The organism is Paenibacillus cineris, from assembly GCF_018333335.1.
Lineage (GTDB): Bacteria > Bacillota > Bacilli > Paenibacillales > Paenibacillaceae > Paenibacillus_AQ > Paenibacillus_AQ favisporus.
In genome coordinates, this window is the sequence record NZ_BORU01000001.1 from 3,033,947 (window position 1) to 3,059,859 (window position 25,913).

A 25,913-nucleotide genomic window follows, 5' to 3' on the forward strand; every position below is an offset into this window, starting at 1 on the left:
CTCTTGCTAATCTCCTTACTTCTCGACAACCGGAATCCACATTTCCCCATATACAAATCCGTCTCGCTGCCCCATCTCAACCGTTGCATTGGGTCCGCCAACATAAGCGTAATGTTCGGCTGCTGGCAGAACTTGACCAAAGGCAATCCCAGTAAGCGTATTACTCAACTCATCAGCCGACTTCCCTTCGCCTTTAACGACGAGGTATTGTCCCTTTGGGAATTGGATCAATCTTGATTTATCATAACCATAAATCATGTCAAAACATGATACTGTTTAGAGGAAAACCAATTGTCCTCTCCCGCAGCTCCCCTACCTAATATTAGGCAGGGGAAGTCTATCGGATCATAAATGGGGTTGCGTCATGTCACGCCTTTATTAGAGTCTGCGGCTTTTCGGACGCAGCGCCCAGGAGGCCATGCCAAGCGCGGCATAGAAAAGCGGAAGAATTACATTGAATCCACCAACCCCATAATCATGAGCGAACACATGAGACAAGGCCGCACCTGTCATTAGAAAAAAGATACCGCTATAAGCCCATTCCTTAAGACGGGGGAAGCCTGGTATGACGATCGCAAGGATTCCAAGCAATTTCCAAGTACCGAGAATGTAAGTAATATATAACGGGAAACCAATATGAGTCACTAAATCGACATTGCCACCCAATCGCATCAATTGCCCGATCCCGCTTAATGCAATAGAGAATGCGAGAATGATGGTGACAGTCCAATAAGCGGCCGTCTTTCCGATCCGACGGGATTCAACCTTCGTTATTTTTTCATTACTGGTAATCGTATTCATTTCCATTCCTCCTAAGGTTTTATTTTTGTTTTATTTACTTCTTCACAACCGGGATCCACATTTCCCCATGTACAAGGTTGTCATGGTGCCCCATCTCGACCGTGGCGTTGGGCCCGCCGACATACGCGAAGTTTTCGGCTTCGGGTAAGATTTGACCAAAGGCAATGCCGGTAAGCGTACGACTTAAATCGTCTGCCGTTTTCCCTTCGCCTTTGATGACGAGGTATGGTCCTTTAGGGAATTGGATCTCTCTGTGTTCTTCCGATAACGATGCTTCTGTCATGACACCGACATAATACATCCGCTTGCCGTTTACCAGTTCGTTTACAGCGAAGATGTAGTCGTTCGCAGCGACAGCCTTTAAAGTGTCAAGCCTTCCATCCTGCTCCACGGTTCGCCGGAAGTTTTCCTTCTCCTTGTTCATGCCCGCATAGTCCGTGTACTCGCTCTTCAGTTCCGTTCCAATCCCTACCACGATTAAGCGGTCTTTCTCCTCAAGAATAAATGCTGCCATCATCCCAGCTCCTTTTTTTGATTTGATCAAATCATTTGTTTTTCTTGATGGGTTAATCATAACGATGAATCATGTCATAATATGATACTGTTTAGAGAGCCCGATAACGAAATCCACAATTCTGACCTGCCTGACCCAACAAATCTGCGTTCTTACAGCGCTCTCCATTGACTTTAAGAGCTACATCATCAGCTTCTTTTCTAAGTTCCCAGGCTATTGACGGGATATAGTCCGAAATCTATAGTGTATTTATGTACGAAGTACACAAACTTAACGGGAGAATCTTGAAATGTCCACTAAAAAGAAATGGGTTATCACGGTTGTTGTCGTGGCAGCCATTGCCGTCATTGTTGGAACTGGCCTTTTTGTCAAACACTTCATAGATGCTCTAGTGAGTGACCCGGATGATCGTAAACAAGCCGAGAATCTGACTCCTGCACCTTCTCCGAAACCTGGGCAAACCCGAACCGACCTTGGGAACCTTCGCACAGATGACAATGACAAAGTTGATCTACTGCTGAAGGACGCTTTAAAGCCCGAGATCGTTGTTGCAGAGAGTGACGTCGTCAACATCATGCACCATATGACCCATCAAAAGGTAAAGGCCAAGGAAAAGTGGATCTCAATCGAAATGACGCCGGAACGGGTGCAGCTGCTGGAACAGATCATTCAAGTCAAGGGGACGAGTTGGATCAATTACGCAAGGATGCTCGATATCGCGAAGAAATGGGAGGCCGGCGACTTTTCAACCGTCGATGAGGATCACAACTTTTTTTGGATGATCGAAAATGGGTCGATCGGGAAAGCGAAAGGCGTTCTTACGGAGAAAGAGGAACAGGAATTCATCAAGAATACATTTCATAATGAATAAGGAGCCCTCAGCGGCTCCTTTTTTTGCCCATAAAAAAGGCTGTCTCCTGCAAGGCAGCCACTTCTCGCTATTGGTCTATCCAGCCATTAGTGGAACGAAAAATACACCGCACGGTTCTGCCATGCTTCCGACATGCGGCTATACCACGACAGGGTATTCACGTTTGGGCGCTGGGCGCGTATCCTATCGGGAAAGGATTTTGATTTACGGAGGCATGGACAGTGGGATACTATGTGACAGTTGAGCCGGGGGTACAACTCTATGTGGAGGACATCAACCCCGCAGGAAGCAAAACAATCGTGTTTCTTCATGGCTGGCCGCTTAATCATGACCAGTTCGAATATCAGTTCAACGTGCTGCCGGGCATGGGTTACCGCTGCATCGGCATCGACTGGCGTGGCTTCGGCAAGTCGGACCGACCCTACGGTGGATATCATTTAGAACGACTTGCGGACGATATTCGCGCCGTCGTTGATGCGCTGCAGCTGAAAGACTTCGTGCTCGCCGGGCATTCGACCGGTGGAGCGATCGCGATCAAATACGTCGTGCGGTACAATGGCGGCGGCGTATCCAAACTCGTACTGATCGACGCGGCCGCGCCGCGCGGTTTCACCAAAGAGACGGCAGCGCAGCTGCTGAAGCAGTCGTTAAACGACCGGGCAAACATGATGCGCGGCGTGACCGACATTTTCTTCTTCCGGTACATCAGCAAGCCATTCGCGGACTGGTTTGTTCAGATGGGCATGCAGGCTGCCGGGTGGTCGACGGCCGCGATCATCGTCATGCTGCGGGACTTTGATTTAACCGCCGACCTGTCACACATCCAGGTTCCAACGCTGATCGTTCATGGCATTCACGACCAGGTCATTCCATTCAGCCAGGCGGAGGAGATGCAGCGGTTAATCCCCCATTCGCAGCTTGTGCCGTTCATGTACAGCGGCCACGGCTCATTCTACGACGAACGCGACAAGTTTAATGAGGTCGTGCAGGAGTTCGTCGGGAATGCACGGCTCGCCCCGCTGCGGGTACCGCAATAGCAGCACGATAGGCAAATCGAAAAAACGACAGCCTTTATGCCGGTTGTCGTTTTTTCGTTTCCCTGATGATGCACAAGTTGGTCAAAGAAGGTATCTCATCCCTCACAAAGAACTCTATAAAATCATTTGGAGTGCATGCCGTTCACCAAATCTCGCAGCGGCCCCAGGTCGGCTGTCGCGTCGTACGGATAACGATTCAGCACCTGCAGCAGCAGTTTACGCAGCGTTCCGTCGTCCATTTTCTTCAGAAGATCTTCCACCTGCGCAATCAGCTGCTTATACTCCTGAATATGATCGGGTCCGTACACCTCGAATTCAAAGAAGGAGTTTCCGAATACGGTGGCACGTTTCACACCCTGGAATTTGACGTAACGCGCCTGCTGCTGATCGAACGTAATGATATCCAGAAGATTGCCCTTAGAGGTGATCACTCCGTCACCGCCGGACACATTCGTCCAATTCGTTTTGTCCGTAGATACGAGCAGCTGGTATTTTTCGGCGTAGGCTCCTTGCCACTTGATGATGACCTTGCCGACGTCTTTTGGCTTGCCCAGATCGACGATAAACCACGCGTCATCCACGTATGCACTCGACCATCTGGACAGTGGAGACATATCCCCGTCAACCGCCTTGTCAGAAGAGTAATACGGGAATTCGAGTTCGGACGACTCCGCGGCCTGATGGAGCGCCAAATTATCGCCGCTCAGCAGCTCGATCGGTTTATTGTAGATCATGACGTTATCCAATACGCCCTGAAACGCATTCGTTTCGCTTCCGATCCGCAGCGTCGGCAGCACAAGCGTATTTAATTTCGGATATTGTTCCTCCAGCCTTTCCACGTATTCGTCTAAATTAACGAACAGTGTCACGCCTTTTTTGTCGCCCTTCAGCGTGATATGCGTCCAATTGCCTTCCGGAACCGAGTAGTTAAACGTACTGTCGTAATGCTCCTTTGTGAAACCAAGCTTGCCGCTGCTGCCTTGTTTCAATTTTAGCGTTCCGGCCGGAGATTCCATCAATACAGCGTTATCGGGGTTGTTTTTGTCAGGTTTGATCCACATCGAAACCGTCCAGCCGAAACCTAAGGCATCGATCGGCGTTTGAATGTAGCTCTTCCCGCCATTCAGTCGAACACCATTGCCGTATTTTCCTTCCGTTATATTGACGTTCACGCCCTTGCCGTCAAAGCGGTTTCCGGATTCGTCCTTGAATTTGTTCTCAAAAAGATACGAAATGACTTTGTTATCATTGTTGCTTACGGTGATTTTGTGGGACATGTCGGCGTTTGGCGCATCGGCGATTGCCTTCGCCCGCTGCTCGAATTTCTCGTAGGATCGGTCATCCCTCGTTCCGGTCCACATTTTTTCCGAAACTGCTTGAATTCCCGGAAGCAAACGTTCATGCGAATCGTCCATCGACAGGCCGTTGGCTTCGGACACGTCATTCCATAAGCAGAACATACCGCCTTTGACGCGCGGGTGGCCGTAAGGAAGTGTCGTCGTTTCCCACTTCACCGGCTCCCACTCATTGTAGATGAATTGGGAATTCAAATAGTCGCCGTATAGAGTAGGGACGATGTACAGGAATACGTTTTGGGTGTTGATGACGTCATAGCCGAGATCCACTGCCTGCTGCGGAGAACCATAAGGTTCATGCCATATGTTCATGGTAGCGTCGGTGCTGATCGGCGTCGTGCCGTTATGTTGTGTAAGTTCGCCCCACAAATGCGGATGTTTGCCTTTGCTGTTGATATGCTTGATCATCGTATCCATATAACCGCGGAACACTTCGGTATTTCCGCCGTATTCGTCTGTACCGATGTTGACGTCCGGACCGATGAACGTCGGATCATTTCCTTCCACATATTCATCCCATAAAGATTTGACGAACTGAACGGTTTCCGGTTTGGTAATATCGAGCCCCCGGTCATTTCCAAGCGCCGGATTGTAGGAAGTGAATGCTCGGGAATGTCCCGGCGTATCGATTTCCGGAATGATGTTTATGCCGTATTCCATGCCCAGCAGCTGCAAATCCTTAAATTCCTGCTTCGTATAATGGCCGTTCGGACTTGCCAGCCCTGGATAGGTGGTGCTTTCGAGACGGAAGGCGGCCGTCGTGCCGTCCGCAAACGGTGTACCGACGTCATCGTTCAAATGGATTTGGAATGTGTTCATTTTGTACCAGGACAACAATTTCACGTAATTTCGGAGAAAATCGATCGTATAAAACTTGCGCGCGACATCGATCATCAATCCGCGCTGGGCGTATTTCGGATAATCCATGGCTTCGCCTCTCGGAATCGTCCGGTCCGGATGCTGCTTGATGATTTGCAGCGCGGTTCTCGTACCGTAAAACGCTCCTTTGGCGGACACGGAAGCGATCGAAACGTAATCGCCGACCTTGAACCGGTTGCCTTCTTCGCCGAGCCTTGTCAGGGATGGATCGATGGACAAGTACAAATCACCGGCTTTCGGTTTGCCGGCCACAATCTTGAGATCATCCCCGGTCAAATCCAGCAAATCCCGGCGGGTCAGCTCGGCCGCATTCCGCAAAGCGGATTCGTCTTGTGGATTCACGACGATACGCGAAGAGTTTTTCAACCTAAACTCGCCGGTATCCCCGTACCATTCCTGCAGGGACGGAATGACGTCCGGTTCGGCGTTCCGGTCCGGAGTTTGCTTATGCAGTCCCGGCACCACGATGGGAATATTCCCCGAAATCAGCTTCCGGTTCGGGTCCTTCTCATCTTCCACTTGTACGATGAGATTGACTTTGGCATCCACCAGCGGTGTACGGATTTGACCGTCCTGGTCGATAACAGGCTGGCGGTCGCTTCCATACAGACTGACTTGATAACCCTCGGGCACGTCCACATCCGACCAATCGAGTTTCGTTTGTCCAGGCTGGACTTTCAATGACGCAGAGACATTGTCGATGAGCGTTTGCAAATCATGTAATTGGTACACTTCGAACTCATAAAAAGAGTATCCGTACAGCGTACCTTCGACAGGCGCCCGTTTAACACCCTGGAATTTTACGTACCTTGCCTCTCGCACAGAGAAGTCGATACTTTCGACGCCGCCTTTGCATTGAATAATGCCGTCATTATCCCTGACGTTCTCCCAGTTCTCACCGTCAACTGACACGAGGATTTTGTAAGTGTCGGCAGGGGTTTGCCAGCGAATGACGACGCGGTCGATATCCTGCGGTTCGCCAAGATCAACGTAAAACCACTGGTCATCTTCTATTGCGGAAGACCATCTGGTGTTTCCTTTCCCGTCCACGGCAAGCTCCGGATTCAAATAGTCCACTTCGTTGCCGGAAGCGAAAACCGGTTTATTCAGAGCCAAATTGGTTCCGCTGAATGTGGAGGATGCAGCCATCAGACTAGCGGCTTCATCCTCTTGGGGCACCTGTGGGGGCGTACCGGGATCCTCGCCGTAAACGGCATCGGTGACATTTGGGGGCTTATCGCCATTTTCTTCTTGCAGTTGAGGCGGCAGATCATTTGGCCCGACAGCTGAAGCATGCATGATGTCCTGAGCTTCGGGTATGGCGAGCGCGGCTGTCGGTTGAACGACAGGAGTAAGCATAACGGCAGCAGCTAGCAGTACTGAAAGGGCTTTTATTTTTGTTTTCTTCATTGGTCCCTCCATGCATGATTTGGTTTGATGGAAAGCCTTATATTATCTCGTCAAACGAATGGATCCCCCCTTTCACGGAGTTCGGAACATGCCTTTTATTGAAACCGCTTTCAAAAAAACAAAATTCTCGTTCCCATTTCCTTCTTTACTCGCGAACTTACGCAGCATCCGGGGCACACACTTCCCAAGCCCGGACGCCGCGGATGTCCGCCATGATTACTTCGCAGCGAGTGATTCTGTTGAATATTAGGCTTTCCTACATCGTCTCACAGATTTCAACAATCAAACGCCCGCTTCTTCCTTCTGATACATCTCTGTCAGCTTGATGCTTCTGCCCTGCTGCAGACGAGATCGTTCGGAAGCGAAGGCCATCAAATGGCTTTGCAAGGAAGCTGTAGCCGATGTAAGGCCTTGGGTCATGTTGCGATCAAACTTATGAACATTTTGGAGGAAGGAACTCACCATGCGCTCATCCCCTCCGCCGTGTCCGTCTCCCTGAACGCTGCATTTAATTTCAACCTCTTCTCCCGTCGTATAGCGGTACAGCGTAAATGAGCCTTTATCCATATCGCCAATGATCTCACCCTGCGTGCCCATAATCTGCACACGGCGTGTAGCGCTCTTGGTTAATCCTGACATAATAAAGCTAGCGTTGGCACCGCTGGCAAATTCCATATTGACGACCTGATGGTCGACAACATTGTTATCGCAGCGATAAACGCAGCGGCCGAACGGTCCTTCTTTAAGGGCCCGGATAATGCCTTCCTGTGATAAATCGTGCGTCATATAGCGCGCCCAATGATCGGCAGGCTGCTCCAAATACATTTTAATCGCTGAAAAGGCACATTCCCTCTCTCCCTCGCAGCCATCGATGCAGCGGTCGGCTGCCCCCTCCGGCGCGTTCTCGGCTTTAAAATGAAGCAATGAGCCAAAGGAGCTGACCGCTGTGCACGGCTCATCCATCAGCCAGGAAATGAGGTCCAGGTCATGGCAGGATTTAGCCAAAATCATCGGGCTTGTTTCCTCGGAATTGCGCCAGTTGCCGCGTACGTAGCTATGAATCATATGGTGATAGCCTACGTTCTCTGTCAGCTGAATGGTGCCGATTGCCCCCAGCTCCCCATCCTCGATGCATTTCTTGATGCCCGACCAGAACGGGGAATAACGAAGTACATGCGTGACCGCCAGCAAACGCTTATGCTTAAGGGAAGCTTGCTCCAGTTCGATGCATTCCCGCACATTCGGTGACATCGGTTTCTCCAGCATGACATGGTAGCCAAGCTCCAGCGCTTTCAATGCGGGTATATAATGCATCCGATCAAGCGTGCAGATGATCATTACGTCGGCTATTTTCCCCTGCTCGAATGCTTGTTCCCATGAATGATAAACATGCTCTTCAGCGATTTGATGAGTCTCGGCAAAATGTTGTCTGCGTTCATCATCCGGCTCGGCAACTGCAACAAACTTCAGCTCATTCGGGAATTTTTCCGCATATGGTCCATAGATGTATCTTCCTCTGCTGCCTGCGCCTAATAGTACAGCCGTTAATGCTTTCAATGTTCTTCCCCCTTGCCTATACAATGGCATCGATCATGATTTCATTGTAAGGGGTGACCCCGCGCATCAAAAGAGATCATTGATTACATCCCATATACATTTATTGACCTTGCTGCATCGTTTCGGCACGGGCCGTACGAAAATCCTGAGGTGTCATATCATTTTGCTTCTTAAAGAAGCGGATAAAAGCAAGCGCTGAATTGTAGCCGAGCTTGGCGGCAATTTCATTAACCTTCATGGATGTATTGAGCAGCATGTCCTTTGCCATGACATTGCGGTAATCATTTACGTATGTAGAAAGTCCAATGCCCGTGATCTGCTTGTAAAGCCTTGATAAATAGGATGGATTCAAACTGACATAATCTCCAAGCGCGGTAAGGGATATATCATCCGCAATATGCTCCTCTATATAGCGATGCACTTTATTGACGACCTCTGCGGGCAGCTCTGTTCCCCTGATCGCATTCCATTCAAAATAGCAGTCCGCAATTTGCCAATAGTAAGGAATGAGCTCCGTCCATGAAGCGGTTTTCTCCTGGCGGAACAGCAAATCCAAATTCATCTGGGTATTGATGTAATCTCGCATCTCTTTATTTTTGTGCAAATGCGCCAGAAATACCGCAGATAGTGAATGGTACAGCTCAACCTTTCGACCATCCGGAGTATCCGGATCTTTCCAGCTGTCTGTCAATTCAACAAACAGTTTATTGAACTGCTCCCGGTGATTATTTTCCAGACAGCTCATCAGCAGCTGTACTCGAGCGTGGAACATGCCGTCATGATAGCTTTTTGCCCTCTCTTTTTCTTCGGACTTCTGAATATCTTGATCGGTCATAATGATTTCATGGAACAAGCCACGGCCTTGCATAAGACCGTATTTCATCGCATGAAAACGATCCGACAGCCGATTCCATGGAACGGCCTCGCTGCCAATGAGAAAAGATACGGAGAGACTCAGCAGCTTTTTGCTGGTAGCCTGGATTGCCTCCAAATTGCCGCTCACATAGCGATATGCCCGGGTCCATTCCATCGTACCGGTATCTGCCGTTAGCTCCGGACTGGCTTTGGGCTGAAAGATCCATACCATTTTGTTCATGTCAAATACGACGGAGGAGCAGCGCAAATGGGCGGATAAATACTCATCGGCGATATTTTGAAGAGCGTAAGCGAGCAAAGCCTTGTCCGGCGCCGTGAATATTTCCTTCCAGGCATCGATCCGGCCAATCAGCAAATAGACCGGCAGCGATGCGTCGAGCGGAATGTCCATTTCCGCAAAAGCGTCCCGAAGCTGCTGCTCTGTCATCATCTTGCCTTGAAATAAGCCCCAAATATATTCCTTCTGCAAGGAGGGCAGCGCTTTTCTCATTTTGGACTGGGCCCGCATGATCATTTGCGCCTGATCCTGTTCCTCTTCAATTTCCTCTATCGCCCGTTTAACGGTATGAATAATCTTCTCGTCGCTTTCCACTTTCAGCAAATAATCAAAAGCCCCAAACGTTAGGGCGCTCTTCGCATAGTGAAAATCATTGTACCCTGTCAATAAAATAACTTTGCACTTCGGCCACTGCGATTTTATTTCCTGCAGCAGCTCAATACCCTCTATGCCAGACATCTTAATATCCGAAATCACAATATCCATTCGGTGATGAGATAGTACCTCCAATGCCTCATCGCCTGAATAGGCTTTCATGACTTCAAGCTCCAAATGGTCCGTCTTCTCGAACAACTCCAGAAGACCATCAACGATAATCGGCAGATCATCTACGATTAGAAGCCTGTACATGGCGATTCCTCCTTAGCTCATGCTCAGTTTAATAATAGCTTGAAGCCCGCCAAGCTCAGAGCGCGATACGGTAATCCCAAACTCTTCTCCATAACGAAGCTGAATTCTGCGATGAACATTAAACAGGCCGGTTGTCTCCTCCATCTGGTTTGTTGAATAACGCAGCTTCTTGCCTAGCGCTTCGATCTCCTCGTCCGTAATGAACTCGCCGTTATCTTCTACATATATGTACAAAGCATCATTTCGCAGCTTGCTGTGCACCCATAACTCACCCGTGCCCAGCATATTGCCGAGCGCGTACTTATAAGCATTCTCAATAATAGGCTGCAAAATCAATCGGGGCACTTCAATCGGCTGGGCATCGACGTCAAACAGCACTTGTATTCGATCCCCGTAACAGATCGACTGCATCTCCACATAAGTGCGGGAATGCTCAAGCTCCATCTCCAGCGGAATGTCGTCATCATTATGGCGAGTAATAAACTGAAAATATTGCCCGATGTATAAACAAAACTGGTAGGCTTTTTCCTTCTGGGTATCGGATTTAATCAAACGGCAAAGCACGAAAAAGCAGTTATATAAAAAATGAGGATTAATTTGCGATTGCAATCTTTTCAGCTCCGAACGCTGCGTGCGAATTTGCTGCTCATAATTTTCCTCAATCAGTGTTTTCAAAGATTTCACCGTATCGTTAAAAGCCTGGTATAAATAGCCGAACTCATCCTTCCTGCGGTCGATCAGGATCGGCTCCAGCTCGTTTTGCTGCATGCGGCGGAAAGAACGCACCAGCTTGATCAATGGACGGTAGATTAACCGGATTAAAAAGTAGGTAAAGAAAAATACAATAATAACGGCAAGCACGCAGGCCCACCAAAATAAAGCTTTATATACCTGCAGCGAACCGAGAATCATCTCTTCCGGAATGCTCGTTACCATGTAACAATTCCAGAGACTGGAATATTTGAATACAGTTAGAAATCGCTTACTTTTATAATGGATCGTATCATACCCTTCATCCACGTTCGCTGCCTGCTTCTCAAAAGCCAGCTGCTTCATCAGATCATGCAATTCAAGGTCGGGGCCGCTATTGATTTCCCAATCGCGCTCCAGATTAAACAATACGGTCTGTCCTCCCCTGCTATTGCCGATTTGCGCTAAGGTCTCTTTAATTTTGCCGGTTGAGAGCTCTACGCCTACCACATAGAGCGGGTCTTTTTTGCCTGCAGGGTACTGCATCGTAATAAACAACCGGTCCTGCCAATAAATAAAAGGCCCCGTATACAGCTTCTTGTCTGGCTGCATCGCTTCATATTCTTCCGCATTCAGCTTGGTTTCATAGCTGTTGCTCAGCACCGTGCGATCGATCTGCGGAATGTACGCCTTCGACTCACGAATAAACGGACTGGAATTTTTCATTAAATCCAAGCGGTGCTGAATATCCAATATTTTATAAGACCGCTCATAGAAGTTCATCTGCTCACCTGTCGCAGCCACTTCCATTAAGTCCCTGTCCATGACGTAGTTGGGTAAATATCGGCTGATCCGGTCTGCTTCCTGATCCAGAGAGTCTAGATAAAACCGTGTCGTATTCAAAATCGAATCGGATATTTCACTGCGGATATGATCGGCCCCTTGCTCATTCATCATCCAGGTAATAGCCATAAGCGGCAGCAAGGCCGCCAAAAAGGCGGCCATTATTTTTTTGAATATAGAGGAATCCTGTAAAAAGAATATACTTTTCATCGTTTGTTCTCCTGTGCCCGAGATCTACGACCTTCCTGCCTATTCTTTTACACTTCCCATTACAATGCCTTTAATGAAAAACCGCTGCAAGAATGGATAGACAATAAGAATCGGGAAAGCCGCAACGAAGATTTGTGCCGCCCTGCTTGTACGGTCAGACAGCTTGAGCATGAGTTCCACATTTTCTGATTTAATAAATCGAAAATCCATCTTAATAATAACGGTTTGCAAAAAGGTTTGCAGCGGATAATTTTCCGGATGATTCATATAGAGCATGCCATCAAACCAGCTATTCCAATGCCCTACCATCGTGAAAAGCCCCGTAGTCGCCAGTGCAGGCAACGATAGCGGAACATAGATTTTCCAAAGTGTTGCAAAATGCCCGGCTCCGTCAATCCGCGAAGCATCCTCAAGCTCCTTGGGCAAATTGCGGTAAAAGTTCAATAGCAGGATGACGTTGAACACATTGATCGCCGCAGGTAACACCAGCGCCCCGAGAGAATCAATAAGTCCCAAGCTTTTAATGGTCAAATAAGTAGGAATAAGCCCTCCGTTGAACAAAATTGTAAACACAAAGATCCAGGCATAAACGGTTCTTAGACGAAACGCATTGCGGTCCTTGGATAAAGGATAAGCTGTAACAATCGTTAACAGCATGCTTAATGCCGTCCCTGCTACAACCCGCTCTATAGAAACGCCAAAGGCTCTTAAATATTCAGGCTTACCGAACACATTATCATAAGCTGCCGTTGTAAATTCTACAGGCCACAGTGCAACCTTGCCGGCTGCTGCCGCCGAACCCGAGCTAAAGGAAATCGCCAAAATATGAATAATCGGCATTAAGCATAAGAGAGATACAAGAACAAGAAAGAGTAGATTGCTAACTAGAAAAGCCCTTCTTCCAAATGACGGTTTCATGACCACGGTCTGTCTCCTTTCTGAATCACCGACTTTTCCATTCTCTTAGAAAATGCGGTAATTCGCTAGTCGGTATGCGAGTACGTAGGATACGGAAATGAAAATAAAAGATACGACTGATTTCAATAAGCCGACAGCTGTGGCAAATCCGAACTGGGCTTGCTGGATCCCCATGCGGTAGACGAAAGTATCAATGATATCGGCACTTTCATAAACCGGCGCGCTGTACAAGTTAAATATTTGATCAAATCCGGCGTTCAACACATTCCCGATATTAAGTGTAAGCATCAGAACGATGATCGGCATCATGCCCGGCAGCGTCACGTGAAGCGTTTGTTTCCAGCGTCCCGCGCCATCCATTTCAGCGGCTTCATATAGCGTAGGGTTAATTCCGGTCAGCGCTGCCAAATATACAATGGTGCCAAATCCAAATTCCTTCCATACATCGGAGACGACCATGACATAGGGGAACCAGTTATTGTCGCCAAGAAAGAAGATCGGCTTCATACCGAACCATCCAAGCACCTGGTTCAATATGCCGGAGGAAGGAGACAAAATATCGATCAAAATACCGCTCAGCAGCACCCAGGATAAAAAATGGGGCAGATAGACCAGGGTTTGGAACGTTCTTTTCATCCACTCTCTACGCAATTCATTAAGCAAAATGGCAATGGCAATCGGCACGAACAAACCGGCTACGATTTTCATAACAGCAATATATACCGTGTTAAAAAAAATACGGCCGATATCCGGATAATCCATTAACAATTGGAAGTTCCTCCACCCGATAAACGGGGAGCCGAGCAGTCCTTTATTCGGCACATATTTTTGAAAAGCCATCATAATTCCGGTCATCGGAACGTAACTAAAAATAATAATCAGAGCCAAACCCGGCAACAGCATCAAATGAAGCGGCCATTCCTTCTTCCACATTCGCATCAGACTATACATACCTTCACCTCGCTGATTCACTTTTCAAGCTGTGCATACCTTGCTCAAGAACCTGGTTATTCCAGAAAAAAAGAGGGATTGCATCGATTCAATCCCTCCCTGCGCTGCAGATCCTATTTAAGCGATTTATACCACTCGTTAACTTCTTTCGTGATTTCATCGCCGCCAAGCTTCTTCCACTCTGCAACGAATTTATCAAACTCGTCTACGGATACTTGGTTCATTATAATTTTGATGAATATTTCATCACGTTTCTTCGTTAAAATTTCTTGACGGTCTGCCATCGTCGGAGTAGGCGCCCCGTAGAATTTGTTTTGCAGGTATTGCTTGTTCTTTTGAATTTCTGGAATATGCGAAAAGGCTCCATTAGGACCAGAGATTATATACTCCCACCACATGCTTGTATCGCCTTCAACGTATTGCATGGCGCGTGCATAACGCGTTTTTTGGTCTACTGTCTCAAGGATGCTTTCGTCTTTGTTTTCAATGGCTTTAGGCAGGATTTCGCCGTTATTGTCAGACTGTTTGCCTACACGAAGCGGGTTAAGCAGCCAGTAGTTGTTGCCTTTTTCCACAGGGTCTTTGCCATACGTGTATACCTTCTGCTCTTCTGTCGGATGATTGTCAACAACGATCCATTGGTTTAACAAACGGATCACGCCTTCCGGATGCTTAGCTTGTTTAGAGATAACATAGTATTCATCAACGCCAAGACCAATTTGATTTAATGTAGGCTTGTTATCAATTGAAGGGATCGGGAACACACCCCATTCTTGAACAACCTTGCCGTCTTTCACAGCCCCTTTCGCAAGCTGCGCCGGTGTCCAGGAAGCGCCAAATACCATGCCGATGCTGCCGTCGTAGATGAGCTCAGCAGCTTTTTCCGTATCTTTGACCGAAAACTCAGGATCGATCAACCCTTTTTTGAACATGTCTTGCAGCGCTGCAAGCGCCTTCTTCATCTCGGGCTGAATATCACTGTTCATCAAACCGCCGTTTCCGTCTTCCATCCAAATGTTTTCATAAGCATGATAGCCGTTCAAGAAAGCTCTCAGACCGGTAACGCCTGTCTCTATACTAAATGGGCTCTTGCTGACCGCAATACCGAAAGCTTCCTTGGTGCCGCCAGGGTTCTTCGCTTTGAACGCTTCGGCAATTTTCAAGAAATCATCCATTGTTTTAGGTTCAGGCAGGCCCAGCTCCTTCAGCCAGTCCATACGAACGAACAAAAATTGATAGTTGAATGGGTTGTATGAGCTCGGAATCCCCATCATTTTCCCGTCGATCATGGCTGTTTTCATTTGCATGCCGCCGTCCATGGTCAGAAACTTTTTCGTTTCTTCCGTAGCATACTGATCATAAATTTCGGTCAAATCCATGATCATATCCGCTTCCGTAAGCTCTTTAAGCTGTGTAGCGTTTACAGGCAAGAAATCCGGAAGATCGTTGGATGCGATGGCTATTTTTACCCTCTCTTTAAATTGGCTTATATCCGCAACCCATTTGTTTGTAATTTTGACACCGATATCTTTTTCATAAGCATCATAAACTGAGTTTTTGTCGAAGCTTTCACCTTCGTCAAATTTCAAGTAAGGATCGCTTGGCGAAACCGTTGAAACTTCTATCATATCATTGCCGTTTCCTGTGCCTGTCGCTTCGATCGGTTCCTTGGCATTTCCAGATGAATGGTTTGTCTCAGACGACGTTTTGCTGCTGCAGCCTGACATCGCCAATGCAAGCGTCAAGGAGACGATAGCAAGTGCCTTTTTGCTCTTCACATTTTACCCCTCCGGTATATTTCGTTTTAGTTTTCGCTGCAAATTGCACTGCTGGCTTTCATAATCCTAGTATAGAAAGAAGCTCCCCGCGGTTCTATATACTGATTTTTACTTTCGTATACTCCTCTTGACACCAGGCAAAAATCAATAAATGAAGTGTATCAACAAAAAATCACCGGCATATGTGCCGGTGATTTTTTGGTATATTATGGAGTTGGTTATGGCATCTTGCTTTTTAATTGATAACAATATCAATTACAGCTAATCATACATGTTCTTGTCGTCTTGCAATAATTTCATAGTAAGTTCAAACCATAAATCCGCTTTGAAAACATAAGATGACTATGATCTTTTCATTATACAGTCAGCAAAAAAAGCCACCATTACGGTGACCTTTTTCGAGTGTTTATCTATAACATTTTGCTTCATGATCCGCCTAAGCAACAAATCCATTTAGATTATATTATGAAAGGATTTGTTTTACGATAGGGCTGCCATCAAACAATAGAGTTAGAACAATATTTCCCTTTTGTTTACCTTCTCACCGGATAGCGACCGTTCAAACATATCCAGAATGAACAAAAACCTCTCAGCTTCCCGAAATACATGATCTGCCAGCAGGGGATGAATGATACTTTTTATACGGCATTCCTCGATTAAATCTCGGGCTGTCTTCTTAAAATCCCGTAATGACTTAACGGAGACCCGGTTCTCATCAACAAACTGACTCAATAATGGAATCGTCTGGGATTGGGGTCGCATTGAACTTAAATCGATCGCTTGGTACATAAGGGTATCAAATTCATGGCTGAACTCTCTAGCTTGTTCAACAAGCTTTCTTTCCGAAGGATCTAGAAGGTGTCCTATAAATTTAGCGTGATCAGCCATGATTTTGAGGAAGAAAACATTCTCATCAATAATGGCATCATGTAAAGGCTCAAGCTTTCCGGAATTCAGTTCTTCCAGTCGGTTTCTAAAATAGTTGGCTTCCCGGCTAATATGATCAACAAGTAAAGGAAAATTATTCTGTCCTGGCAACTTGCACTGCAGGATTAGCCCCAATACCTTTCTTTTAAAAGCCCAAATATGAGCCGCTGCATTGTGTACCTCTACGTTGAATTCCCTAATGGTTTGAGGATCTGTGTTTACAGAAAATGAATACGCTCTTCTTTCGATATCTTCAAAAATGGCTTGGAATTGGTTAGCTTCGTTAATTAGTTGTGTATCTTCACTTCTAAAACCTAATCGAAGGAAAAACGAATGTTCCTTCATGATACGTGACCAGAATCGAATTTCGTCTAATGACCGTTCTACAAATACGTCTGGCAAATATATCCCTCCTTCTTAGAGGCCAATGAATCGGATTATACGCAGAATATATGGCGTTTGCTTGTTCCAATATGCTGAAGAGGTGTTTTTTTATTTCCTTAAAAATCAGCAGCATAAGCAGCTCGAAATTAACGGAGCCTCTCCATGAGTTCTTGTTCGATCATCTCGGTGACTTGTGTTCTTAACACCCTCATTTCTTGATCAACGACGATCGTGAGATCGACAAATAATTAACCTGATAATAATAATTTTTCAAGAACATATATCAGTTAAAACAAAAAAGCCGCGTCTACGCGGCTATTAAGAGTGTATGTTCTTGTCGTTTTACGAATCTACTTTAATCAGCGTGTCCTCTCCTCTCCCTTGGTGGCTGCTTGTTTGCTTTCTCAAACATCTCCCTTAGCCTTTAATTAATTTCAATGCTTGATTTAAATCTAGATCTTCATTCCATAATAAAAAAAAGGCAACCAACCCCTGGTCGCCTTATTAATACATTCAGCAGTTATAAGAAAATCCGATGCCTACGTTGAACAAATGGTTAGATGTTTAGTCGAGATTTTTTAGTGTCTGTTTACTTAAGTCGTCCAGCTTGGTCGCTTCCTCTTCGGTCAATTCTATGTCAGTGGAATGCAGGTTCTCAAAGAAATGCTTCTCGTTCTGTGTGCCCACGATGGCCGAGGTCAGGCCCTTCCGGCCTAGCAACCAGCTAATTGCGATTTGCGAGAGAGTGGCACCTTTGGCTGCTGCGATTTCCCCTAAGAGACGGATGAGGTCCTCCGTCTTCCGCAGGTTTTCTGATTGGAATAAAGGCCTCTCCTTGCGAAAATCCGTAACCTCTTTGCCTTTGTGGAAAATTCCGGTCAAAATCCCCTTAGCGAGGGAGTTGTAGCTCATGATGCTGATGTCGTTTTGCAAACAATAGTCAAGCAATTCGTCTTCAATGCTGCGCTGGAGCATATGATACTCCGGCTGGATCGCGTCAACCCGTCCATATTGCATGGCTTCTTTCAGTTGAGCCAGAGAGAAATTGGAGACACCGATTGCACGAATTACGCCTTCTTCTTTCAACTTGCTCAGCTCTCCCATAGTTTCCTCGATTGGGATGTCGTTACTGGGCGTATGGATGTAATACAAGTCGATATAGTCCGTATTCAGCCGGAACAAGCTTTGCCACAGGGCCGTACGGATGTCTTTGGGCCGTAGATGATGAGCGCTTACCTTCGTTGCGATTACGCACTGTTTTCTTACATTGGCTAAGGCTTTTCCTACAATAAACTCTGAACGTCCGGCTCCATAGAGCTCAGCGGTATCGAATGAATTGACCCCGTGCTCAAAAGCTTGACGGAGAAGCCGGATGTTGTCCTCTTCGGGCTTCAGCTCCCAGCGAGTCAATCCGCCTGAGAAGGCATTGCCCCCTCCCAGTTCCATTGCGCCGTACGTAATGCGTGACACTTCCATGTCTGTTCTGCCGAGTTTTGCGTACTTCATTAGACATCTACTCCTCTCTCGAATCGATATGTACAGGATCGAGTACAACCTATATTTCCATATTCGCGAATCGATTAAGCGATCCTGCCTGTTAGCTGAATTAAGATAATTTTATAAGGGCAAGTAGATAAGCATATCCATTACGGCTAACAAAAAAAGCCGCAGTTACGCGGCTATGAAGAGAATATGTTCTGTTCTTGTCTCCTTACATCCCCAGCCAACTCCTCTCAAGGCGGATCGGTATAAATCCATCCATCATCGCCCGGATAGTTCAACGACCTTGGTGGCAATGTTGCTCACAAATTCGCTGTCATGCTCAACAAACAGAAGCGTCGGTGTGTATTCGAGCAGCAGTTCTTCAATTTGGATGCGGGAGATGACATCAACGAAATTAAGCGGCTCGTCCCAAATATACAAATGGGCTCTTTCGCTGAGACTTCTAGCGATCAATACCTTCTTCTTTTGCCCGCCGCTGTAGGTTGAGATGTCCTTTTCAAATTGCAGTCTCGAGAAATCAAGCTTCCGCAATATCGACTTAAACAGGCTTTCATCAATCCCGCAGCTTTTCGCATATTCGGACAAATCGCCCCGAAGATGGGACGTATCCTGGGCTACGTATGATATTTTTAGCTGGGCGTCCTTATGGAAGCCTCCGTTATATGGGATATCCTTGCCGCAGACCAGCTTCAAAATACTGGACTTGCCTGAACCGTTTGCACCGGATAGCGCAATCCGCTCTCCTTGTTGAATCTCAAAGGTCACGTCTTCGCATACCGGGTTCGACCCGTATGAAACCGAGATATGATCCAGCTCGGCAAGACGCTCTTTGTAAAATGGAAGCGGGGAAATTTGGAGACTCTCCGTGTTCTCGATATTTTTGAGAAGCTTACTTTTCTCCTCAATGGCGGAGAGTTGCCGCTGCTGAATTGCTTTCGAGCGTTTCATCATTTTGGCTGCTTTATGACCGATATACCCCTTGTCCACTTTGGAGCCGGAATTTCTCGTGCCGTTTTTGGTACTTTCTACTTCATGCGACCAGCCGCTCGTCCGCTTGGCAGAATCTGATAAGCGTTGAACGTCCCGTTTCAGCTTTTCGTTCTGAGCCAGCTCGAACTGGTCCTGCCTCTGCTTGTTCTCCCACCAGGTCGAGAAATTGCCCTTCTGGATCTCGATATTGGTTTTGTTGATGGACAAAATATGATCGACGCACCGATCCAGAAAGGCACGGTCGTGGGAAACCAAAATAAACCCGCTCTTTCGGTTGAGGTAATCGGCGACCAGCTTTCTCGCATGCGAGTCGAGATGATTTGTCGGCTCGTCAATTAGTAAGAAATGGTTGTCCTTGATGAATAAGGCTGCCAGCAGCACCTTCGTCTGCTCTCCGTTCGACAACGTATTAAACGGGCGGTACAGCACATCCTCCGATACCTTCAGCCAGTTCAGCTCTCGAATCAGTTTCCATTGAAGAAAGTCTGGATAAACCTCGCTGATTACGTCTATAGTAAGGTATTCCTTATGTTGTACCTCGAACGGGAAATAATCGAATTCGACGTTCGCGGATATGGTCCCGCTGTATTCGAGCTGCCCCTGCATCAGACGGAGAAATGTCGTTTTCCCTCTTCCATTCCTGCCCGTAAACCCTAATTTCCAATCGGTATCGATCTGAAAATGGATGTTCTCAAAAATGTTGTCATAACTGCCCTCATAGGCAAACGTCAGGTTTGAAACATAAATCTGTGACATCAAATCAACCTCCAGTTAAGTGTAGGCAGAACATAAACCGTTCCCGCCCGTTACCGGAAGCCAACAAAAAACGCCGAAAAAACACCAGTCCAACCAGTGCTTCTCGGCGCTTATACGAACCCGACCATACAATAAATAAACCGAGCGACATTCATTCAAAAATCGCTTGGCAGATGTATACATGGGGGATAAAGCTCCGGTAACTGATTGTTTATTCGGTGAACCATGCCAAAAAAACGCGGATATGACAGGTTCACTTGAACATCTACAACCTCTAATTCGGACATCGCTTTATCCCTCCCCTCAAGATCTCATGAATATGAACACAACTTAGCATATCCGTTCACTGAGGTCAAGATTCCGTTCCTTTTGAAGTAAACTGTTTATTAAAAAGTTCGGCCGCGGTTAAGGATACAGCATCAATGCAGGCTCAATGTTGCCATTAACGGTAGATGGTCTGAGGCAGCCGGAATCTTGTTAATGACTTCAACGGAAGTAATCTCTATATTCCGGGTGGTGAAAATGTAATCAAGCTGCAAAACGGGACGTAACGACGGAAACGTATTGCTAGGCGTTTTGGCCGCCATATAACAATCCTGAACAATTCCCGCTATGGTGCTCCATGCCTTACCTCCCCGTTTCATATTCCAATCCCCCGCAATGACAACAGGTGAACGATCCTCCTTAATTTTGCTCGCAATAAATTCAATTTGTTTATTACGTCTGCGTGGATTCAAACTGAGATGGGTGACATACATTTTGAGTGGCTTATCATTTATGAGTACATCTGCTTCCAATAAAGATCGGCCTTCGATCATACCAGATTTCATAGGATGATTTTTCTCCGATACAATGGGATAACGAGACAAAAGGACATTTCCATACTGTCTGATCATGTTACCCTTCTTTTTCTTGATGGTGATCGCTGCCCCAAAAGCTGCATTCATCTTTAATCGTCCGGCTAACCATGATACTTGATCCAAGTAATGGCTTCTTTTGGAAAAATACCTGTCGACTTCATTTAGAGCGATAAGGTCAGGCTCACTTTCTTCTATAGCTTCGGCAATTCTGTTCAAGTTTATTTTTCCATCCGTCCCTTTCCCATGATGAATATTGAAAGTGACAACCTTGATCTGCAATTGAATCCCCTGTCTTTCTGTTTTGAAATGAACGTTTGAGTTTGTTGAACGTAGCAATGGCCAGAATCGTGCATGATTCCATTTTATTCTTAACAGCATGTTCCGTAAATATCAGGGTGTACACCTAAAGCGAAAACAAAAAAGCCTGCAAACATGTGGACTTTAATAATGGGCTTTGATTTCAATATTTCCCCTCACCAATCCTACCCGTTAACATCCTTCACCTGATTTTGCAGTAACATTTATGCGCCAACCACGCCATTGATAATCCTTTTAATTTCGGCTAGGCATACGTATTCTTGTCTTTTTCGGCACACGATAAAATAACGCAAAACGTCCCCGCACCGAAGCTCTTTCGGTACGGGGACGTCGGTATTAGATCATTGCTTGGCCTGCTACTTGCCCAAATTAGCGCTCCACATTTCAATAAGTGCTTGTACGCTCCGATTGAGCGTTGTTTTTGCTTGATCAGAAACGCCATTCTGCTTCTGCTCTTTATTCAGCTGCTTCAGCAAATTCTCCAGATGCTTGATCCCCTGCTTCCAGTCCGGCTTCTTCTTGCTTACCGCATCGGCGGCATGCTCAAGCTCCTTATCCAGCTGCTTCCGAATCTTCTCGTCTAACTGTCCGGTTGAGCCAAACTCCTCCAGCAGCTTGCCGATGGCAGGAGCGTTAATGGGAGCGGGGAGAACCGTGAAATTGTCGTAACTCGTTTCATTCATGTACGTCCGCATGCCGACCTTACCGTGTGTAAATGGTCTGCCGCTGCGGTCCGTATAATCGATAACCGGCTTGCTCATATCATCGACAAATACTTGAATGCGAGCACCCTGCGCTACGACTTTTACATGCTTCCATTCGCCTGATTTCACCTCGAGCGGCTCTCCTGTCAAATAGGTCCAGCCGTAATTCAACTTGCCGAGATGAACGCCCTGTTTGTTCAGGTACGCGACATATCCCTGCACGAAATCCGCGTTGTTCTGGTTCAGCTCCTTGCCGTGAGCCGGGTTGCTCGCCCGGAACAGAATGCCTCCGTCGCCTGTATCGCTAATCAGCTTGATATCAGACTCCACGCTGTAATCAGACCAATTGGCGTCTCCGATCAAGGTTTTCCCGAAGCTGCCGACCGCTGCTTGATATTCACCAGCATGAGCAGATTTCGGTTCGATCGGATTCTGATGAATTCGTATTCCCTGGAAGTCGAATTCACCTACCACAGTTTCGACCTTCAAGGTATGTGCGCCCGCCGGGAGATAAATGCCTTGCTTCGTTGTTGTCGCCCAGTTCTCCCACGTGACGGAATTCGGGATATTGACTTCACCGGTCAGATCGGTTGTATCGTCGAGCCACAGCCTGACTTTCGCCCCATCCATCGATGTAGCGGTCACGAAATCGACGTTATACACGCCGGCCTTGGCAACGTCTACGTTGTAGGCCAGCCATTCGCCGGTAGCGTTCCACCCCACATTGTAGCTGCCGCCCGCATTCCGGCGGATGTCGACCGCATCATTCCGGTATTCCGTGCCGATGTTAACGGGAGTCAGATCATGGTAGCCCGTACCTTCGCCGCCTGCCTTATAATCAGCAGCCTGAATAAATCCGGGCAGCACGTGCGGCTTATCGAACTGGGTGAGCGATAGTCTCGTCATGTCAAACTCGCCTTTGACAATTTCGACCTTTAGTTCATGATCACCGGCCGGCAGCTGGAGACCGGATTTCGTCACCGACTTCCACTTATTCCAGTCGCCGGAAGCAGGAACGTTCAGTATACCAGTCAGATCGGTCGTGTCATCCAGCCACAGCCGGACTTGTGCATCCTTAAACGTCGTAGCTGCCCACAAGTCGAGATCGTACAATCCCTCTTCCGCGACGCGGATGTTGTACTTCAGCCATTCGCCGGTTTGATTCCAGCCTACGATCTGATCGCCGGTTGCAGCGGATCGAATGTCGACGCTATCGCTGCGGTATTTGCCCCCAATGTTCTCAGGCGTCAAGTCATGATAGCCAACGCCTTCACCGCCGGGCTTGTAATGCTCAGCCTCGACGACGCCGGGCACGGGTATCGGCTGATCACTCCTCGTCAACACTATGCTTGCAAAATCGAATTCTCCGCGGACCGTCTCCGCTTTTAGCGTATGCTTGCCTGCCGGGAGAGTAACACCGGATTTGCGCACCACATTCCAGATATTCCAGTCACCGGTCTTCGGAATGTCTACTATGCCGGTAAGATCCGTCGTGTCGTCCAGCCAGAGCCGGATTTGACCTCCATCCATCGTAGTAGCCACTTTGAATTCTGCGTTATAGGTTCCGGCTTCCGCTACGTCAATGTTAAACTTCAGCCATTCTCCCGTCTGGTTCCAGCCGACGTTGTAACCGCCGCTGGCCGGATTGGAGCGAATATCGACCGAATCTCCCCGGTACTCGCCGCCGATGTTTTGGAGTGTATTCTCATGATAACCTACACCCTCTCCACCAGAGATATAGTGGACTGTGCCAATCGTACCCGGGATCGGATGATAGGCGTCATAAGCCTGCTCCTCCTCGGCAATGTCGGACTTCACGCTCCAGAAGCCTTCATACCGCTGCCAGCCGTCGTCTTGTCCATCATCGAAGTTATCATAGAGAACCGGAACTTCCGCGTGCCGGTGGAACGAAAGCTTGTCCAGCGAAGTCGTGCCCGAGGCGGCAGTGACCTTCAAAATATGCTCACCTGCCGGCAAATCTACCCCATTCAGCTGCGCGGTTTGCCATCCTGCATCAGCAGCGTTAGGGTCACCTGTCAGCTCAAAAACACCCAGCGGCTGTCCACCATCCAAAGTGAGCTGTACTTTGCTGCCCAGAGCTGCATCTGCATAAGAGAGATCTATATCGTATTTGCCTGTCTCCGCGATGTTCAGCCGGTATTGCAGCCATTCGCCTTTCTCGAAAGCGGTGACATGTGAGGTGCTGTCATCTGCTGTGTCCGTATCCACGCCATCTCCACGGTATTTGCAGATGGTACCCGGCGTCTCGTCGTGATATCCGATTCCTTCGCCGCCTGGCAGGTAATGAACGGCTTCGACTTGCCCCGGAACCGGTTTCGTGGCATCAAAATCGCTGCTTCCGTTCACGTCGTTACTGAAAGCAACATAACCGAAATTAGCCTTCGCGTTCTCCGTGACGTAACCGATACTGCCGCCGCCTAGCTTGGCGCTGCGCGTCTGCTTCAGCATGCCGTCGACGTAGATCTTGAACGCGTCCCCTGCTTTCTCAACCCGGATATTATGCAGTTTTGTATAATCGTATCCTTCCGGAAGCGTGCTCTCCTCCCATCCCAGATCGGCGCCGTTCACCCGGAACTGCGTCTTCAGCGAATTGCTCGCCGGATCTAACAGCGCTGTGCCGAAATCGTTATCCCCCTTGTAGGAGAAAACGGCCCCCAGCCGCTGGCCTTCGGCTTTGCTTGACTCAGCCAGCTGCAGGTTAAATTCTGCCGTATAGCTGCTTCCGGCCTCAGCAGTAGTCAACAGCCTGCTTGTACCGGCAGCTTGCTGATGCAGAAGTCCCGAATCCAAGCTCCAGTTGGCACCGTCCGCATTCGTCCACGCCGTGCTGAGTTTCGCACCATTAAACCGGTCCTCGAAATCAGGCATCTCCGGATCCGGCTGTTCGGTTGCCGTCGGTCCGAGTACGGACATTTTGTCACCGTTGAACACGATCCGGTCCATCCCCATATGGCGAAGAGGTCCGACAATGCCTTTTCCTTCGAGATTGTGGTAAATAATATAGCGGGCATCCAGGTTCGGGCCAACGACGACCGTATTATGGCCGAGACCGACGGTCGGACCTTCCGTGCTGATCAGAAGCGGGTTGTCCGTATCACTCACGAATCCCTTGAGCGGGTTTGTGCTGACCGCGTAGTCGACTCGATAGCCTTTGCTGAATACATGGTTGCCGGTATACGTCATATAGTATTTGCCGTTGCGTTTGAACAGCGTAGAACCTTCCGTCCAACCGTTCATGCTTGCCCCCGTATTGACGCTGTTACCGATCGTCGTCGGCGTAGGCATTTCAGCTGCGAGAATTCCTTCTCCGTTCGCATGATAGAAATACCACTTGCCATCATCGTCAATGAAGACGTTGCCATCAATCGAATGTCCCAAATTGCCCGTTTGAACTGTAAACGGACCCGTCGGGCTTTCACTGCGCAGCACATAATGACCATTGCCGGCAGGAGAGGTATACATGTAAAAATATCCGTTCCAATAAACGACTTCAGGAGCGTAGGCTCCCTTCGTAACCGGATCGGTTGCGGCCAGTCCTCCATAGCTCCAGTTGACAAGGTCAGGAGAGCTCCACACTTTGACCCCGACATCGGTGTCTCTTGTGCTCACATACAAATAATATGTACCGTTAAACTTCAGCACGTAAGGGTCGCCAAGTCCATATTGCCCCCATTCGTCCGGCAGCGATGCCGGGTTCTTATAGGCGAATGCCGCCTGAGGGGCAAACAAGAGCAGCACACACATCACGACCGCAATACTCCGTTTTAATATCAAACTTATCACCTCACTGATTTTATTAAAACGCTTTCATAGTAAAATGATCGTATCGATCTTCACCTGCCACCGATATCCT

16 protein-coding genes and 1 pseudogene are annotated in these 25,913 nt (G+C 47.7%); 2 read left to right on the forward strand and 15 right to left on the reverse strand.

The window, feature by feature from the left end; genetic code table 11:
• Nucleotides 1-15: 15 nt before the first annotated feature.
• From KI379_RS14140 to KI379_RS14150, 3 genes and pseudogenes are all read right to left on the reverse strand, one after another.
• Nucleotides 16-243, reverse strand: a pseudogene (locus KI379_RS14140) (effector binding domain-containing protein); the annotation flags it as partial.
• 135 nt (nucleotides 244-378) lie between these two features.
• On the reverse strand, nucleotides 379-801 hold the full coding sequence (locus KI379_RS14145; protein ID WP_076164992.1) for a DoxX family protein: 423 nt from the start codon (nucleotides 799-801) through the stop codon (nucleotides 379-381).
• Between the two features lie 34 nt (nucleotides 802-835).
• On the reverse strand, nucleotides 836-1,315 hold the full coding sequence (locus KI379_RS14150; protein WP_212984732.1) for a GyrI-like domain-containing protein: 480 nt from the start codon (nucleotides 1,313-1,315) through the stop codon (nucleotides 836-838).
• Nucleotides 1,316-1,604: 289 nt separating this feature from the next.
• On the opposite strand from KI379_RS14150, the gene KI379_RS14155 reads away from it, so the two are divergent.
• Both KI379_RS14155 and KI379_RS14160 read left to right on the forward strand, forming a co-directional pair.
• Complete coding sequence (locus tag KI379_RS14155; RefSeq protein ID WP_212983953.1) at nucleotides 1,605-2,186, forward strand: DUF6241 domain-containing protein; 582 nt, start codon at nucleotides 1,605-1,607, stop codon at nucleotides 2,184-2,186.
• 221 nt (nucleotides 2,187-2,407) lie between these two features.
• Nucleotides 2,408-3,223 (forward strand): alpha/beta fold hydrolase, encoded by an 816-nt coding sequence (locus KI379_RS14160; protein WP_212983954.1) that lies wholly within the window; start codon nucleotides 2,408-2,410, stop codon nucleotides 3,221-3,223.
• Between the two features lie 122 nt (nucleotides 3,224-3,345).
• On the opposite strand, the gene KI379_RS14165 is transcribed toward KI379_RS14160, so the two are convergent.
• The 12 genes from KI379_RS14165 to KI379_RS14220 all read right to left on the reverse strand — a co-directional run bounded on the left by KI379_RS14165 (nucleotide 3,346) and on the right by KI379_RS14220 (nucleotide 25,843).
• Nucleotides 3,346-6,867, reverse strand: a complete 3,522-nt coding sequence (locus tag KI379_RS14165) for a discoidin domain-containing protein (protein ID WP_212983955.1) — start codon at nucleotides 6,865-6,867, stop codon at nucleotides 3,346-3,348.
• A 282-nt stretch (nucleotides 6,868-7,149) separates the two neighbouring features.
• Nucleotides 7,150-8,424, reverse strand: coding sequence for a Gfo/Idh/MocA family protein (locus KI379_RS14170; protein ID WP_212983956.1), 1,275 nt, complete (start codon nucleotides 8,422-8,424; stop codon nucleotides 7,150-7,152).
• A gap of 100 nt (nucleotides 8,425-8,524) precedes the next feature.
• Nucleotides 8,525-10,207, reverse strand: coding sequence for a response regulator (locus KI379_RS14175; RefSeq protein WP_212983957.1), 1,683 nt, complete (start codon nucleotides 10,205-10,207; stop codon nucleotides 8,525-8,527).
• 12 nt (nucleotides 10,208-10,219) lie between these two features.
• Entirely contained in the window at nucleotides 10,220-11,950 is a 1,731-nt protein-coding gene (locus tag KI379_RS14180; RefSeq protein WP_076164973.1) for a sensor histidine kinase, read from the reverse strand.
• A gap of 39 nt (nucleotides 11,951-11,989) precedes the next feature.
• Entirely contained in the window at nucleotides 11,990-12,868 is an 879-nt protein-coding gene (locus KI379_RS14185; protein ID WP_076164971.1) for a carbohydrate ABC transporter permease, read from the reverse strand.
• Nucleotides 12,869-12,913: 45 nt separating this feature from the next.
• Nucleotides 12,914-13,819, reverse strand: a complete 906-nt coding sequence (locus KI379_RS14190) for an ABC transporter permease (protein WP_212983958.1) — start codon at nucleotides 13,817-13,819, stop codon at nucleotides 12,914-12,916.
• Between the two features lie 113 nt (nucleotides 13,820-13,932).
• Complete coding sequence (locus KI379_RS14195; protein WP_244879287.1) at nucleotides 13,933-15,597, reverse strand: extracellular solute-binding protein; 1,665 nt, start codon at nucleotides 15,595-15,597, stop codon at nucleotides 13,933-13,935.
• 510 nt (nucleotides 15,598-16,107) lie between these two features.
• Nucleotides 16,108-16,926, reverse strand: coding sequence for a DUF2935 domain-containing protein (locus KI379_RS14200; protein WP_212983959.1), 819 nt, complete (start codon nucleotides 16,924-16,926; stop codon nucleotides 16,108-16,110).
• A 546-nt stretch (nucleotides 16,927-17,472) separates the two neighbouring features.
• Complete coding sequence (locus KI379_RS14205) at nucleotides 17,473-18,414, reverse strand: aldo/keto reductase (protein WP_212983960.1); 942 nt, start codon at nucleotides 18,412-18,414, stop codon at nucleotides 17,473-17,475.
• 255 nt (nucleotides 18,415-18,669) lie between these two features.
• A complete protein-coding gene (locus tag KI379_RS14210; RefSeq protein ID WP_212983961.1) occupies nucleotides 18,670-20,157 on the reverse strand; it encodes an Lsa family ABC-F type ribosomal protection protein in 1,488 nt (495 codons plus the stop codon).
• Nucleotides 20,158-20,576: 419 nt separating this feature from the next.
• Nucleotides 20,577-21,296, reverse strand: coding sequence for an endonuclease/exonuclease/phosphatase family protein (locus tag KI379_RS14215; protein WP_212983962.1), 720 nt, complete (start codon nucleotides 21,294-21,296; stop codon nucleotides 20,577-20,579).
• Nucleotides 21,297-21,691: 395 nt separating this feature from the next.
• Nucleotides 21,692-25,843, reverse strand: coding sequence for a carbohydrate-binding protein (locus tag KI379_RS14220; protein ID WP_244879288.1), 4,152 nt, complete (start codon nucleotides 25,841-25,843; stop codon nucleotides 21,692-21,694).
• Between the last annotated feature and the right edge of the window lie 70 nt (nucleotides 25,844-25,913).

What these genes read in the sequence shown, in the direction of transcription:
- KI379_RS14145 (WP_076164992.1), bottom strand. Translation starts at nt 801, where the DNA reads ATGAATACGATTACCAGTAATGAAAAAATAACGAAGGTTGAATCCCGT.
- KI379_RS14150 (WP_212984732.1), bottom strand. Translation starts at nt 1,315, where the DNA reads ATGGCAGCATTTATTCTTGAGGAGAAAGACCGCTTAATCGTGGTAGGG.
- KI379_RS14155 (WP_212983953.1), top strand. Translation starts at nt 1,605, where the DNA reads ATGTCCACTAAAAAGAAATGGGTTATCACGGTTGTTGTCGTGGCAGCC.
- KI379_RS14165 (WP_212983955.1), bottom strand. Translation starts at nt 6,867, where the DNA reads ATGAAGAAAACAAAAATAAAAGCCCTTTCAGTACTGCTAGCTGCTGCC.
- KI379_RS14175 (WP_212983957.1), bottom strand. Translation starts at nt 10,207, where the DNA reads ATGTACAGGCTTCTAATCGTAGATGATCTGCCGATTATCGTTGATGGT.
- KI379_RS14180 (WP_076164973.1), bottom strand. Translation starts at nt 11,950, where the DNA reads ATGAAAAGTATATTCTTTTTACAGGATTCCTCTATATTCAAAAAAATA.
- KI379_RS14185 (WP_076164971.1), bottom strand. Translation starts at nt 12,868, where the DNA reads ATGAAACCGTCATTTGGAAGAAGGGCTTTTCTAGTTAGCAATCTACTC.
- KI379_RS14190 (WP_212983958.1), bottom strand. Translation starts at nt 13,819, where the DNA reads ATGTATAGTCTGATGCGAATGTGGAAGAAGGAATGGCCGCTTCATTTG.
- KI379_RS14205 (WP_212983960.1), bottom strand. Translation starts at nt 18,414, where the DNA reads ATGAAGTACGCAAAACTCGGCAGAACAGACATGGAAGTGTCACGCATT.
- KI379_RS14210 (WP_212983961.1), bottom strand. Translation starts at nt 20,157, where the DNA reads ATGTCACAGATTTATGTTTCAAACCTGACGTTTGCCTATGAGGGCAGT.